This window comes from Proteus vulgaris, from assembly GCF_016647575.1.
Classification (GTDB): Bacteria; Pseudomonadota; Gammaproteobacteria; order Enterobacterales; family Enterobacteriaceae; genus Proteus; species Proteus mirabilis_B.
In genome coordinates this window covers 1196313-1211624 of sequence record NZ_CP032663.1, presented here as the reverse complement: position 1 = coordinate 1211624, position 15312 = coordinate 1196313, and the positions used below count along the sequence as shown (strand labels likewise).

The 15312-nt window shown below is 38.9% G+C and carries 15 protein-coding genes; 1 reads left to right on the top strand and 14 read right to left on the bottom strand.

Annotated features, from left to right (window positions below; genetic code table 11):
- Positions 1 to 44: 44 nt before the first annotated feature.
- The 7 genes from tolB to D7029_RS05525 all read right to left on the bottom strand — a co-directional run bounded on the left by tolB (position 45) and on the right by D7029_RS05525 (position 6186).
- Positions 45 to 1340, bottom strand: a complete 1296-nt coding sequence (gene tolB / locus D7029_RS05555; RefSeq protein WP_194952068.1) for a Tol-Pal system beta propeller repeat protein TolB — start codon at positions 1338 to 1340, stop codon at positions 45 to 47.
- Between the two features lie 142 nt (positions 1341 to 1482).
- Positions 1483 to 2550, bottom strand: a complete 1068-nt coding sequence (gene tolA / locus D7029_RS05550; protein WP_194952067.1) for a cell envelope integrity protein TolA — start codon at positions 2548 to 2550, stop codon at positions 1483 to 1485.
- Positions 2551 to 2578: 28 nt separating this feature from the next.
- Complete coding sequence (gene tolR, locus D7029_RS05545; protein WP_023581195.1) at positions 2579 to 3004, bottom strand: colicin uptake protein TolR; 426 nt, start codon at positions 3002 to 3004, stop codon at positions 2579 to 2581.
- Between the two features lie 22 nt (positions 3005 to 3026).
- On the bottom strand, positions 3027 to 3713 hold the full coding sequence (tolQ, locus tag D7029_RS05540; protein WP_075672726.1) for a Tol-Pal system protein TolQ: 687 nt from the start codon (positions 3711 to 3713) through the stop codon (positions 3027 to 3029).
- Entirely contained in the window at positions 3713 to 4108 is a 396-nt protein-coding gene (ybgC, locus tag D7029_RS05535; RefSeq protein WP_006537646.1) for a tol-pal system-associated acyl-CoA thioesterase, read from the bottom strand. Before ybgC ends, tolQ begins: the two co-directional genes overlap by 1 nt.
- A 310-nt stretch (positions 4109 to 4418) precedes the next feature.
- Positions 4419 to 4826 (bottom strand): DUF4440 domain-containing protein, encoded by a 408-nt coding sequence (locus D7029_RS05530; protein ID WP_088493406.1) that lies wholly within the window; start codon positions 4824 to 4826, stop codon positions 4419 to 4421.
- Complete coding sequence (locus D7029_RS05525) at positions 4816 to 6186, bottom strand: MFS transporter (protein ID WP_194952066.1); 1371 nt, start codon at positions 6184 to 6186, stop codon at positions 4816 to 4818. The genes D7029_RS05530 and D7029_RS05525 overlap by 11 nt, the downstream gene beginning before the upstream one ends.
- A gap of 89 nt (positions 6187 to 6275) precedes the next feature.
- Here D7029_RS05525 and D7029_RS05520 point away from each other — a divergent pair, with 89 nt between their 5' ends.
- A complete protein-coding gene (locus D7029_RS05520) occupies positions 6276 to 7163 on the top strand; it encodes a LysR family transcriptional regulator (RefSeq protein ID WP_194952065.1) in 888 nt (295 codons plus the stop codon).
- 104 nt (positions 7164 to 7267) lie between these two features.
- Here D7029_RS05520 and ybgE read toward each other — a convergent pair whose 3' ends face one another.
- From ybgE to odhB, 7 genes are all read right to left on the bottom strand, one after another.
- Positions 7268 to 7552, bottom strand: coding sequence for a cyd operon protein YbgE (gene ybgE, locus D7029_RS05515; RefSeq protein WP_075672722.1), 285 nt, complete (start codon positions 7550 to 7552; stop codon positions 7268 to 7270).
- A complete protein-coding gene (gene cydX / locus D7029_RS05510; RefSeq protein WP_088493409.1) occupies positions 7552 to 7665 on the bottom strand; it encodes a cytochrome bd-I oxidase subunit CydX in 114 nt (37 codons plus the stop codon). The genes ybgE and cydX overlap by 1 nt, the downstream gene beginning before the upstream one ends.
- 12 nt (positions 7666 to 7677) lie before the next feature.
- Positions 7678 to 8835 (bottom strand): cytochrome d ubiquinol oxidase subunit II, encoded by a 1158-nt coding sequence (gene cydB / locus D7029_RS05505; protein ID WP_194952064.1) that lies wholly within the window; start codon positions 8833 to 8835, stop codon positions 7678 to 7680.
- A gap of 14 nt (positions 8836 to 8849) precedes the next feature.
- Positions 8850 to 10415 carry a cytochrome ubiquinol oxidase subunit I gene (gene cydA, locus D7029_RS05500; protein WP_194952063.1) on the bottom strand — a complete coding sequence of 522 codons (1566 nt, stop codon included), beginning with the start codon at positions 10413 to 10415 and terminating at the stop codon, positions 8850 to 8852.
- A 1488-nt stretch (positions 10416 to 11903) separates the two neighbouring features.
- Positions 11904 to 12773 (bottom strand): succinate--CoA ligase subunit alpha, encoded by an 870-nt coding sequence (gene sucD, locus D7029_RS05495; RefSeq protein WP_006537657.1) that lies wholly within the window; start codon positions 12771 to 12773, stop codon positions 11904 to 11906.
- Positions 12773 to 13939: an ADP-forming succinate--CoA ligase subunit beta gene (gene sucC / locus D7029_RS05490; RefSeq protein ID WP_075671649.1), complete on the bottom strand. Its 1167-nt coding sequence runs from the start codon at positions 13937 to 13939 to the stop codon at positions 12773 to 12775. The genes sucD and sucC overlap by 1 nt, the downstream gene beginning before the upstream one ends.
- 161 nt (positions 13940 to 14100) lie before the next feature.
- Positions 14101 to 15306, bottom strand: coding sequence for a 2-oxoglutarate dehydrogenase complex dihydrolipoyllysine-residue succinyltransferase (gene odhB / locus D7029_RS05485; RefSeq protein WP_088493413.1), 1206 nt, complete (start codon positions 15304 to 15306; stop codon positions 14101 to 14103).
- Between the last annotated feature and the right edge of the window lie 6 nt (positions 15307 to 15312).

The window sequence follows — 15312 nt, the reverse complement described above, 5'->3', positions numbered from 1 at the left end:
TCTATTTGTTCCTTTATTTGTTTGCCATACATAATTTTTATGCATCACATAAACGGTGACCAGGCAGGTGCTTTAACCTGACCATCAGTCGCCGGAAGACGCGCTTTGAAACGTCCATCAGTCGATACTAGCTGCAAAATGGTGCCTAAGCCTTGTGTAGAGCTATAAATAACCATTGTGCCGTTAGGCGCGATGCTTGGCGTTTCATCCAGAAACGTATCTGTTAGATATTGTACGGAATTCGTTTCCAGATCCTGCTTAGCGATATGTTGCCTACCGCTTTCAGAACTCACCATAACTAAGAAACTACCATCTGAGCTTACTGCTGGATTCTGGTTTTGTTTACCTTCCCAAGTAATACGCTCTGGTGTTCCACCGTTAATATTAACCTTGTAAATTTGTGGGCGTCCACCTTGATCTGAAGTATAGACTAAGGTTTGTCCATCTGGCATCCAATTTGGCTCGGTATTATTACTTCTGCCATTGGTTACCTGTGTCATATTCCCACTCGCTAAATCCATAACATACAGATTTAAGCTACCGCTCTTAGAAAGAGCAAATGCAAGTTTAGAACCATCAGGTGAAAACGAAGGTGCACCATTATGTCTTGGGAATGATGCAATTTGGCGAATTTCACCTGTTGCTAATGTTTGTACCACTAAAGCAGATTGACCACTTTCAAAAGTCACATACGCTAGTTTAGCACCATCTGGCGACCATGCTGGTGACATTAATGGCTGTGATGAACGATAAACACGATCTTGGTTAAATCCATCATAATCTGAAACGCGCAATTCATAAGGATATGCGCCACCATTTGTCACAACAACATAAGCAATACGTGTACGGAATGCACCACGAATACCTGTCAGTTTTTCAAAAACTTCATCACTAGCGGTATGTGCAGAGTAACGTAACCATTTAGATGGCACTTTAAACTCACTTTGAGATAAAACTGCACCCGGTGAGCCAGCAACATCCACTAACTGATAGCTAACTAAATATTGACCATCCGCTGATGGTTGCACACGTCCAACAACAACAGAGTCAATACCTAATGCAGTCCAAAGTGCAGGTTGGACTTCAGAAGCAGTAACCGGTTGTTGAGGTATACGAGATACATCAATCGGATTGAATTTTCCGCTATTTCGTAAATCAGCTGCAATGATACCAGCAACATCTTCTGGCATTTGACCAGTACCTTCCCATTTAAAAGGAACGACACCGATAGGGCGTGCAGTATTCACCCCTTGTGTAATTTCAATTCGAACTTCAGCGTTAGCCAGAGTGGTTACGCATAATATTAAAAGTCCGAAAATAACATTTAATGCCTGCTTCATCATGTCTCCCTTTTATTATTGCGGTTATTACGCAATAACGCACAGAATAGTAACAAACGCTTTTCAACAACACCATACAACGCATCAATAACATTCTAAAATAGCTATAAATTAGTGTATGTTTTCCTACAATCAGACAGTTTTATGGTTTAAACTCAATTACTGATGATTTTACTTGCTCGTAAACATCTTTCGGTGGCTTAGGTAATTTAGCGGTATTCGCTGCTCTTAATGCCACTTGACATAAAGAAGGATCGCCCCCTACAACCTTCGCACTGATTAACAAGCCATCAGGTGCAATACTGACTTTTAGTTCACAAGTTCGCCCTTTATACAACTCAGGGTCAATAAACTTCTGTTCAATAGCCGTTTTCACTTGTCCAATATAAGTAGCAACACCTGCATTATTGGCACCAGTGCGATTTCCACCGCCTTGACCAGCTGCAGATGCACCGCTTTGTTTGTTACCATCAGCCATTAAACCATCAAGTAAACTATCTACTGCTTTACTTTGCTGTTGTGCTGCCGCTTTTGCTTTAGCCTCTGCTGCGGCTTTGGCTTTTGCCTCTGCAGCGGCTTTTGCTTTAGCATCCGCTTCAGCTTTCGCTTTTGCATCGGCCTCTGCTTTGGCTTTAGCATCTGCTTCAGCTTTAGCTTTTGCCTCTTCCGCTTTTTGTTTCGCTGCTAAATCGGCTTGTTTTTTTGCTTCGGCTTCAGCTTGTTGTTTAGCGTCAGCTTGTTCTTTTAAGATGCGATCACGCTCTGCTTTCGCTTGCGCGGCCGCTTCTTCTGCAACTTTTTGTTCTTCTTTTGCTTTCGCAGCAGCTAATGCAGCTTCACGTTTTTGAGCTTCTGCCGCCTCTTTCGCTTGTAAACGTTCAACTTCTAACGTTTTCAAACGTTCTTGTTCTTTCATTTGTTGCTGACGCAACTCTTCTTCTTGTTGCTCTGCACGCTCTTTACGCACTTGCTCGGCTTTTTGGACATTAGCTTGTTGTGCTTTCTGCTGGTTATACTGTTGTACCACAGCATTAGGATCGACCATAATAGCATCAATAACTTGCCCGTCTTCTCCACCGCCACCACCTAAATCCCATTTCTGAGTTAATGACCCCCAGATAAGCAATGCGACAACGAGTAAATGCAAGGCGGTAGACAAGATAACTGAACCGCTCAATTTACTTCGGATTGGTTTCGTCTTCTTTCCCACGCTATCATCCAAACTTATTTCAACCTAATTACATAGGCTGAGTCATTAAACCTACAGATTTAACACCTGCTTGACGTAACATGTTGAGCGCTTTAATTATCTCATCATAAGGAACATCTTTAGCACCGCCAATAAGAAATACAACTTTCGGATTTTTTTCCAATTGTCGTTTGGCTTCAGCCATAATCTGTTCTTGTGGTAATAATTCTAATACTTCCTGATCAACACGAATGTTGTATTGCCCAACACCTGCAACTTCGACAATCACAGGAGGGTTATCGCTACTTGAAACAGTTTGTGTCTCTGTTGCTTCAGGAAGATCAACCTCAACACTTTGCGAGATAATAGGTGCCGTTGCCATAAAAATAAGTAACAGCACTAATAATACGTCTAGCAAAGGAACAATGTTAATCTCTGATTTTACGCCTCGGCGGCTACTGCGACCCCGTGCCATCAGCTCTCTCCTTCTGCGTTAACTATTTCTTTTCTGCGGAGGCAAAAGCTTGGCGATGTAAAATCGTCAGGAACTCTTCCATAAAGTTATCGTAACTTTGTTCCAGTTTATTTACACGCTGCGTAAACCGGTTATAAGCCATAACTGCGGGGATTGCCGCAAATAAACCGATAGCTGTTGCAATTAGAGCTTCAGCAATGCCGGGTGCGACCATTTGTAATGTTGCTTGTTTAACACTACCTAATGCAATAAATGCGTGCATGATCCCCCAGACTGTACCGAACAGGCCAATATATGGGCTGATAGAACCGACAGTACCAAGGAAAGGAATATGATTTTCTAAAGATTCTAATTCACGATTGAAAGAGACACGCATTGCCCTTGATGCACCATTAACAACTGCATCAGGCGCATGAACGCTTGCTTGATGCAAACGTGCAAACTCTTTAAAGCCAGAATGAAAAATCTGCTCTGAGCCAGATAACTCATCACGACGAGCTTGGCTATCTTTATATAAACGTGCCAAATCAGTACCTGACCAGAATTTATCTTCAAAATCTGCAGCTTCACGATCGGCGGCATTCAGAACTTTAGTTCGCTGAATAATAATCGCCCAAGATGCAATAGAAAATCCGATTAAAAGCAACATGATCAACTTGACTAAAAGCCCTGCTTTTAGGAAGAGATCGATAACATTCATGTCAGCCACTACTTAAACTCCGCGATAATGGACTTAGGAAGCGCTACTGGCTTCATTTTTGATGAATCTACGCAGACAACGAGCACTTCTGCGCTACACAATACACAACCATCTTCATTAATAATCTTTTGAGAAAATGTCATTGAAGCACCACGCAATGTGGTAATTTCACTTTCTACTTGCAAAAGATTATCAAGTCGAGCTGGCGCAATATATTCTATTGATAATTTACGTACAACAAATACAACATGATCATACTCCCGTAAATCATGCTGATGAAAACCTTTTTCTCTGAGTAGTTCAGTTCTAGCGCGTTCAAAATATTTCAGATAACTGGCGTGATAAACAACACCACCGGCATCAGTATCTTCATAATAAACACGAACAGGCCAAAGAAACTGCATATTACCTTCCTTACATTTCCCGAGTTAAGTCCATAAATAATGTAGTTATAAGTTACCTAACTATACTTAAGAGGTCGCTCTAAGGGAATCGTAGTAACGTAAAGAATAGAAAACGCAGTTTTCAGCCGCCAATCATAAACTCTTCTTTGCAACACGCAATATGCTTTGTGCTCTGAATAGAAAAAATATTTTTATTAAGACAGCATAAAAATGCTTGCTAATTAGAAATTCATAGATTGTCTTATTTAGTAGTATTATTTTTAATGACAGAAAAAAACCAGTTAAAAAACTGGTTTTCCATATAAATCAATCAATTATTTGAGATTGGAGTTTCATGAAGATAGTGCCACTGCCAACACTCATCATGAGAATTACGTCTCAATAACACCACAGATTCGCGCATAAGAATTTTCTTATTTTCACTGTGTGTTTCTTGATATCTGACAAGCGCCAAACAATCAGACTGATAAATTATTTTATAATCGTCCGTTTTTATTTTCAGACTACTTCTTTTTCCTGCATTTTGTCTGAACATCGCGATAACGTCATCATAACTCACTGCTTTTCCACTGATCCCTACCATTGAAAATTCTTGAGATAAAAGATTTTCTATTTTTGTAATGGCATCGACTGATAGGGGATATTGCGTAAAAACCGTTTCAATCTCATCATGCAAAGATTTAATGCTTTCTATAATTGAGTCAGTATTAAAATTCATCTTGTATTTCCTGTGTAATAACTTTTTTCTTTAGTGTAAATAATAAAGTAAGAGGTAATATGCCTATCAACGCACATATTAAAAAAGTCATGCTATAAGCTGTTTGTGGTAAACAAAAAAGAGAAAGAATATTAAATAACATAGCAACCATAGTTGCCCCGACACTAAAAACAACCTGTCTATTAATATTCCAAATAACACTTGCTTGAACTAATTTTTGTGCACCGAAATCATACAATGCCGTGGTTTGTGCGGTGTTAGCGCCAATCCCGCCACCTACGCCGATAATTAGATAAGCAATAATAAGTAATGGAATATCGCTACTGCTATTTACAAATGTTAATAAAGAAATACCAATACTGTGTAATAGCAATGCAATAATAAATAAACGTTTCATCCCTAACTTATTATAAAGCGCACCACTTATTGTCATTGAAATAAAAGCACCTAGTGCATACAACAACATAAAAATACCTGTACCTTGACCTGTAAATTTCAAATATTGTTGTAAATAGAAAATAGCGAGAATATTTACTCCAGTAAAAACACCGGGAATACAGTAATAAATAAAAATAGAGAGTGATAGATTTCTATTTTTTAATAATGCTAAATTAATAACTGGTGATGAATGGTGTCGATAATGGCAATAGTAAAGTACAGCAAAAATTATTGAGAATACGGCAATCGCTAAAGCGAGTAATGTTGAGTGGTATTCGCCATAAGCAGATAACGCGAATAACCCAGATACAATGATCAGACTAATAAGAATGATACCTTTAATATCAGGCATAGCGTTTTCTTTAGGTAAAGGCTCTTTTACCCAGATAAAAGCTAGAAATGCGGTTAATAATGAGAATGGAATATTGCTATAAAAAACCCAACGCCACGAAACAACATCAACAATAAATCCACCTAATGTCGGCGATATTGCAGGTGCAATTAAGGCTATTGCCATAATTAGCGTAGAGATTTTACTTCTCTCATGTCCTTGAAAATATTGAAAGGTTAATGCTTGCCCAATTGGGATTAACAATCCACCACTCACGCCTTGAATAAAGCGCCAAAAAATAAGCTCATTAAAAGAGTGAGAGTATCCCACTAATGCAACGGATAAGCTAAACATCAACATTGACGTTACCATCAATGCTTTAATTCCAAAACGTTGAGATAACCAGTGGCTCAATGGAATAATTAACGTTAATCCCAAAATATAACTATTTGAAACCCATGTAACAGAAACGATAGAGATCTGCATATCATCGGCAATTGCAGGTAATGCAATGGCTGACATAAAAATATTAATACAATCTATAAAGAAACCCAGCAGAAATATAGATGCAATTCGATAGCGGTAAGTCATAAAAATCCTCCGCACATAGAGTACGGAAGATTGACGAATTTCGTCTATCTGACAAAATAGAATTTATTGTTTAATCAGAGTAAACAATCATGCAAAACCAAATTGATCGAATTCGCTCTTTTATTGCTGTTGTTGATACAGGATCATTTACTCAAGCCGCAAAATATTTACGCCTTAGTAAATCGATGGTAAGTATTCATATCAAAGCGTTAGAAACAGAATTGGATGTGTCATTACTCAATCGTAATACTAGACGATTCTCACTCACTGAAACAGGTGAAATGCTTTATCAAGATTTCCGCCTCGTGTTAAGTCAGTTAGAACAAACATTAGATAAGGCACGATTAGGACAACAAGAATTACAGGGATCGTTGCGATTAAGTTCGACTGCGGAATTTGGTGAACACTATATTTTGCCGTTACTTAATCAATTTATGCAATTACACCCAAAGCTAAAAGTACAGTATGCGTTTAATTCTTCTATTGAAGATTTAATAAATCATAAACTTGATCTCGCGATCCGCCTCGGCACATTGAAAGACAGTAATTACCGATCTACAAAGCTGGCTGATTATGAGATAAGTTTAGTTATCTCTCCTGATTTATTGCAGAAGTTCTCAATAAAAGCTATCGATGACTTGAGTGCTATTCCTTATTTAGCAAATAGTAATTTGCGTCAAAGTAAACTTTCATCATCTTCAGAATTTAATAACCTACTCTCTCAGTTAGCTCAAGATGCTTATTTTGAAACCAATACCATTGCGGCATTAAAAAAAATGGTACTCGCGCACTCTGGGATGACTATTTTGCCTCATTGGTACATTCAGCAAGAGTTATTAGAAAAAGAATTAGTTGTGCTATTCCCTGAAGTTTCCCTGTTAACGCAATCCGTTAATATTATTTTCCCTTATAGCGAATATATTCCAAGAAAAACACGTCTTTTTATTGATTACTTAAAAGAAAATATCCGGCTATAACGCTAGATGTGTGAAGGAATTTAGAAGAGAAATTTGAAAAAAATAGTTAGGAGATAAAATACCTTATTTCTTTCTCATGCACTGAGCAGAAATAAGGTATTTTCTTAGAAGAAAAAGTAACTTAGCCCAACAACTAAAATAATAATTGCAGGGATTGGATGTAATAAACATTTTGCTACAACATGTTTAGGGCGAAATGCTAGACCAAAAGTTGCGCCAGCACACACAGACCAAATAAGAAGGATGCCTTGCCAAATTGCAAGTGAACTCGTGTTCGCTGCAAATCGGCTAGGGTCCCACATGACACAAAATGCCATTACCAACGCCATGATTAAAACAAGAGCCCTAATAGGGCCCTTGTCTAGTAGTTGGTAGCTTTTATCCAACATTATTCTTCACTTGCTGAAGTTTTTTTCGCTTCAGCGTGCTCGAAAGCCAGTCCTGCGATCACCGCAATACTACAAGCGAAGAGCGTTCCGAGAAGCCATGCAAAATACCACATTCTCTATGCTCCTTAGTACAGAGTATGATTATTGCCTTCGATAAATTTCTTATCGAGGCGACCATGCATTTTCCAGTAACACCAGATGGTGTAAAGGAGAACGATAGGTACGAAGATAATCGCAACAACTGTCATTACCTGAAGAGTAAACAGGCTAGAAGTTGCATCCCACATTGTTAAGCTCACATCTGGGAAAGTGCTTGAAGGCATCACAAATGGGAACATAGTCACACCACAAGTCAGGATAACACAAGCAATTGTCAGTGAAGTGAACAGGAATGCCCAGCCACCTTTATTTGCTTTAGTTGCAACAATCGCCAGTAAAGGACATAACAGACCTAATGCAGGCAGAGCCCATAATACTGGATAATTGTTGTAGTTATTCATCCAAGCACCAGCTTCGTGAGAAACGGTTTTCAGTAGTGGAGATGAAGGACCTGCAGTATCAATAGCACTTGTAATAACGAAACCATCAATACCATAAATTAACCACACACCTGCTAATGCAAAAGCAACGAAAGTGATTAAAGAGGTAATGTAAGTTGTTTTACGAGTACGCTCGTGTAACTCACCAGTGGTACGCATTTGAAGATAGCTTGCACCATGTGCAACAATCATCATTAAGCTAACAACACCTGCTAATAAACCGTATGGGTTTAATAAGCTTAATAGGTTAATAAGTGCGTTAGTTGTACCATTATAAGATACACGTTGCATGCTATCGACTTCTAATGGAACACCTTGTAATAGGTTACCAAAAGCAACACCGATAACTAATGGTGGAACGAAGCTACCAATAAAGATACCCCAATCCCACATGCCACGCCATTTTGGTGATTCTAATTTAGAACGGTAGTCAAAACCTACTGGACGGAAGAATAATGCCGCCAATACGAAGATCATACCAAAATAGAAACCAGAGAATGCCGCAGCATAAACCATTGGCCATGCAGCGAATAATGCACCACCTGCTGTGATTAACCAGACTTGGTTACCATCCCAGTGAGGTGCAACAGAGTTAATTAAAATACGGCGTTCAGTGTCATCTTTCGCGATAACGCGTAGTAACACACCGACACCCATATCAAAACCATCGGTGACCGCAAAGCCGATCAGTAAGATACCAACCAGTAGCCACCAAACAAACCGCAATACTTCATAATCAAACATAGTGGACTCCTGTGTTACTTACTTTGAGAAGAAGCTGTCTTCTGTTCAAAGTGATAGCGACCCGTCTTCAGGCTACTCGGCCCAAGGCGACCAAATTTGAACATCAGGAACATTTCAGCAACTAGGAACAGTGTGTACAGACCACAGATAAGACCCATAGATACTAGGATATCAGCCTGTGTCAGTGAAGAAGTTGCTACAGCCGTAGGCAGGATTTCACCAATCGCCCATGGTTGACGTCCATATTCTGCAACAAACCAACCGGCTTCAACTGCGATCCACGGTAATGGAATACTAAACAGAGCAGCACGTAGTAACCATTTATAGTTACCAATGCGGTTAGACAGAACTGTCCAGAAGGAAATCGCAACAACCAGTAACATCAGGAAGCCTGCGGCAACCATGATACGGAATGACCAGAACAGTGGTGCGACATTAGGAATAGTGTCTTTTGCAGCAGCTTTGATTTGTTCTTCTGTTGCATCAACAACTTTATCAGTATAACGCTTCAGTAATAAGCCGTAGCCTAAATCTTGTTTAGCGTCATTAAATGCAGCACGGATAGCAGGATCAGTATTACCTGCGCGTAATTCGCTTAATAATTCGTAAGCTTTCATACCGTTACGAATACGAACTTCATGCTGACCCATCAGATCGTTAAGACCTAATACAGGCGTATCGAAAGAACGTGTTGCAATAATACCCATTACATAAGGAATTTGTATTGCAAACGAGTTTTCCATTTTTTCTTGATTAGGGAATGCAATCATATTGAACGCAGCTGGAGCTGGTTCTGTATGCCATTCACCTTCAATTGCAGCCAATTTGGTTTTCTGTACGTCACCCATTTCGTAACCAGATTCATCACCCAGTACGATAACAGATAATACAGCTGCGATACCAAAAGTAGCAGCAACCGCGAAAGAACGTTTTGCAAAACCGATATCACGACCTTTGAGCAGGTAGTAAGAGCTGATACCCAGAACAAAGAATGCACCAGTACAGTAACCAGCAGCAACGGTGTGAACAAATTTAACTTGAGCGACAGGGTTTAAAACCAGATCAGCAAAACTCAACATTTCCATTCGCATGGTTTCAAAGTTGAAGTCTGCAGCGACAGGGTTTTGCATCCAACCATTCGCAACAAGGATCCACAGAGCAGAGAAGTTAGAACCGAAAGCAACTAACCAAGTTACCATCAAGTGCTGCTTCTTACCTAAGCGATCCCAGCCAAAGAAGAACAATCCGACGAAAGTTGATTCTAAGAAGAACGCCATCAGACCTTCGATTGCTAAAGGCGCACCGAAGATATCACCGACGTAATGAGAGAAATATGACCAGTTAGTACCAAATTGGAACTCCATGGTCAACCCAGTTGCGACACCCAGAGCAAAGTTAATACCAAATAACTTACCCCAGAACTTTGTCATATCTTTGTAAACTTGTTTACCCGACAGAACATATATCGTTTCCATGATTGCCAGCATAAACGCCATACCCAGCGTTAATGGGACAAACAGGAAGTGATACATCGCTGTTAAGGCAAACTGTAACCGTGACAGTTCGACAATATCAAACATCTTGACTCCTTGCTCCTAGCAGGAAGACACCGACTTGCGGCAACCCGACTTTATTAAATTATAAAGCCTCATAACTACCAGCAATAAATGCCTCTAAAAACAACAACGAATATTAAAGACCAAAAACACAATACCTTACAAATAGTACGCTTATATTTACATATAATAAATATATTTTGCGTGACCCAGATTTGAATTCTGAGCTTAGGTCAACAATACGACTTTTAGGTTTGTAACAGCATATTTGATCGTGTGCCAATTTAAGCATATTCAGAAATTTTTGCCACAATTAATAACTTGACCAACATCAAAAAAACACTTTAATGTTAACTAGTTGCGAATAAATTACCCAATAGTTACCATTGTGTTAATGCAATGTTGTTTTTATTTTTAAGTGTAATTTACCTCCTTATATTTTCCATAATAAAATTAACTTTTTATTTTCATAAAAGACTTAAAAATAAACACTTTTAATTGTGTTTTATTAATTTTAATATTAATTCCATTTTTTTGCAGGTAAATAATAAATATTTTAAAAAAATAATCTATTAATTAATAAGTTGAAATTTACAAAAATGTAAATATAAAAAAACACTCTTAATTATTTTATCCAATAAAGATACATTAAAAGTCTAATCTTGATTATCAACTTTTAATATTATTTATTTTTTTATTTCTTTTTTATTCTAGATAAATGAAGTGCAATAAATCTGTATTTAACAAATAAAACGTAAATCCATTATTAACATAAAAAACATATTATCAGTAAATTCAATGAGATAACAAAAAAAGAATAAATCATTTATGGAACACAGCAAGAAAAAGTAACAAAATTTTTTATTGGATTTTTGTATTTAAACAAAGTGTTTTTCAAGATACTACCCAACATCTTATTATCAATTTTTACAGTGATAAGGAGATCATAATTCCCCTTTAATCGTCATTTTGATGTTCTAACATAATAAAAAGATATACTTTACTATCAAAGCGCTTCCCTCCCCTCTTTTTTAACGCATCCATTAACATGTTTAAAAGTCTATCTCCTTAGTAAAAATCAGTGTTACAGCGTGATCCTTGTATAAATTTAAAGCTAATTATTACGATATTTATAGAAGTACCTATATTGAAAACCGTACAAAATAAGTGTTCATTTTTTCTTGTGAACACTCTTTTTTACTAAAAACATGCATTTAAAATATTATTTTTAACAATTCAGGGTATCTATTCATAGCTTATATCATTACTTTTAGACGCCACAAGAAAGTTAATAAATAGAAAAATGATGTTTCGTATACAGATCAATTTTCAAAAAAGACAATATAAAACAGATTATTAGAATAAATTCAGGTGGGGTATTAATGCGTTAATGACAATAATAGCTATTGATATAGCCTTTTAAATGAAACTAGAAATAAAAAATGCCAGCTCCTTTTTTAGAAACTGGCATTCTAGATAGTATCAATCCGAAATTATTAACAGAATTGTTACTTACTTGATCAGTGATTTAATCGCTTCACCGATATCTGCTAAGCTACGGACTGTTTTAACACCTGCAGCTTCAAGGGCAGCGAATTTCTCATCCGCTGTACCTTTACCACCAGCAATAATTGCACCCGCATGTCCCATACGTTTGCCTTTAGGCGCTGTTACACCAGCGATATAACCGACGACAGGCTTAGTGACATGATCCTTGATATAAGCAGCCGCTTCTTCTTCTGCTGTGCCACCAATTTCACCGATCATCACAATCGCTTCTGTTTGTGGATCTTCTTGGAATAATTTCAGAATATCAATAAAGTTAGAACCCGGAATTGGGTCACCACCAATACCAACACAGGTTGATTGACCTAAACCAACATCTGTTGTTTGCTTAACAGCTTCATAAGTTAATGTACCTGAACGAGATACAATACCTACTTTACCCGGTAAGTGAATATGACCAGGCATAATACCAATCTTACATTCACCCGGAGTGATAACACCTGGACAGTTAGGACCAATCATACGCACGCCAGCTTCATCTAATTTAACTTTAACAGTCAGCATATCCAGTGTAGGAATACCTTCTGTAATAGTAATAATTAGTTTAATGCCTGCATCAATCGCTTCTAAGATTGAATCTTTACAAAATGGTGCAGGTACATAGATAACTGTCGCAGTTGCACCAGTTGCTTCAACGGCTTCACGTACTGTATTGAATACAGGTAAACCTAAGTGCGTAGTACCGCCTTTACCCGGCGTAACACCACCAACCATTTGCGTACCGTAAGCAATAGCTTGCTCAGAGTGGAATGTTCCTTGGCTACCAGTAAAGCCTTGGCAAATTACTTTGGTGTTTTTATCAATTAAAATAGACATTATTTTGCCTCCGCTGCTGCAACAACTTGTTTCGCGGCATCCGTTAAGCTTTTAGCAGCAATAATATTTAATCCACTATCTGCTAATTTTTTGGTGCCTAACTCTGCATTGTTTCCTTCAAGACGAACAACCACAGGAACATTAACGCCAACTTCTTCAACTGCGCCAATAATACCGTCTGCGATTAAGTCACAACGAACAATACCGCCGAAAATGTTGACTAATACAGCACTGACATTTTCATCTGACAAAATAATCTTAAATGCTTCAGTTACGCGCTCTTTTGTTGCACCACCACCTACATCGAGGAAGTTTGCAGGCTCGCCACCGTGAAGTTTAACGATATCCATTGTACCCATCGCTAAACCTGCACCATTAACCATACAGCCAATGTTGCCATCTAATGCAACGTAGTTCAGTTCCCATTGTGCCGCTTGTGCTTCACGAGGATCTTCTTGTGATGGATCGTGCATTTCACGCATTTCTGGCTGACGATACAACGCGTTGCTATCTACGCCTAATTTGCCATCAAGACAAATCAGATCGTCTTCTTTAGTAATAACCAGTGGGTTAATTTCGATTAAAGCGAGATCACGCTCTAAGAAAATAGAGGCTAATCCCATAAAGATTTTAGCGAATTGACTAACTTGCTTGCCTTTTAAACCCAGTTTAAATGCTAATTCTCTTCCCTGATAAGGCATTGGGCCTGTCAGTGGATCAATAATTGCGCGATGAATAAGTTCTGGCGTTTCTTCAGCCACTTTCTCAATTTCAACGCCGCCTTCTGTTGATGCCATAAAGACAACGCGACGGGTACCACGGTCAACAACCGCACCAAGATAAAGCTCTTTAGCGATATCGGTTGCTGCTTCAACCAAAATCTGTGTAACAGGCTGACCGTTAGCGTCTGTTTGATAAGTGACTAAACGTTTGCCTAACCATTGTTCAGCAAATGCGCGGATCTCTTCTTTAGATTTAACGACTTTTACGCCGCCCGCTTTACCACGTCCACCCGCGTGAACCTGACATTTCACGACCCAAGGGCCTTGACCGATTTTTGATGCAGCTTCTTCTGCCTCGCGCGGTGTGGAGCAGGCGAAACCAGCAGGTGCTGGTAATCCATACCGTGTGAAAAGCTGTTTTGCCTGATACTCGTGTAAATTCATGATGTTCTATCCATAATCTTGTTGAAAGTCGGGCTTTCTTATTTTTTTGACTATAAGCCAGAGAAATCTGGCTTCACGAACACACTGTACTTCTTTGATGCTTGTGTCTGTTGCTAAGTAGGCAGGAGGAGCATCTCCTGCCTAAAAGCGATATTTATTACCTATACATCCAGTAATAAACGAGCTGGATCTTCTAGCATCTCTTTAACGGTTACTAAGAAACCGACAGACTCACGACCATCAATTAAACGGTGGTCATAAGACAGAGCCAGATACATCATTGGTAGAATAACAACCTGACCGTCTACTGCCATTGGGCGATCTTTAATTGCATGCATCCCTAAAATGGCACTTTGTGGTGGGTTGATAATCGGAGTTGACATTAATGAACCGAAAACACCGCCGTTTGTGATAGTGAAGTTACCGCCAGTTAAGTCTTCAACAGTTAACTTACCATCACGACCTTTTACAGCTAACGCTTTGATGTTTTTCTCAATATCCGCCATGCTCATTGCATCTGCATCACGTAATACTGGTGTTACCAGACCACGAGGTGTTGATACTGCAATACTGATATCGAAGTAGTTGTGATAAACCACATCAGTGCCATCAATAGAAGCATTCACTTCTGGATAGCGTTTCAGTGCTTCAACAACCGCTTTAATGTAGAAAGACATAAAGCCTAAACGTACACCGTGGCGTTTTTCGAATGCTTCGCCATACTGAGCACGTAAATCTTTGATTGGCTGCATGTTGATTTCGTTAAACGTTGTCAACATTGCAGTGGTGTTTTTCGCTTCTAGTAAGCGCTCTGCTACACGTTTACGTAAACGTGTCATTGGTACACGTTTTTCGCTACGGTGAGATAACAGAGCTTGAGGAACTTCTGCTACCGGTTGTGTCGTTGATTTATTCGCAACATGGCCTTCGATATCTTGGCGAGTTAAACGTCCGCCTACACCACTGCCTTTCACATCCGCAGGGTTAATATCGTGTTCAGCCACTAAGCGACGAGCCGTTGGACTTAATGCATCGTTATTGCCTTTTTCAGCAATATCAGCACTTTGACGCTGTGCTGGAGTGCTATCTTGAGCTGGTTTCACATCAGCAGGAATGCCTGTGCTATCACCTAAACGAATGCGACCTAGTAATTGGCGTGAACCAACAGTAGCACCTTCTTCTTCAAGAATACTTTCTAAAACACCTGCTTCACTTGCAGGTACTTCTAAAACAACTTTATCTGTTTCGATTTCAACCAGCACTTCATCGCGTTGAATGCTATCACCAGGTTTTTTATGCCAAGTTGCGACCGATGCGTCAGCAACTGATTCAGGGAGATCCGGTACTAGAATATCTACACTACTCATTTTCTA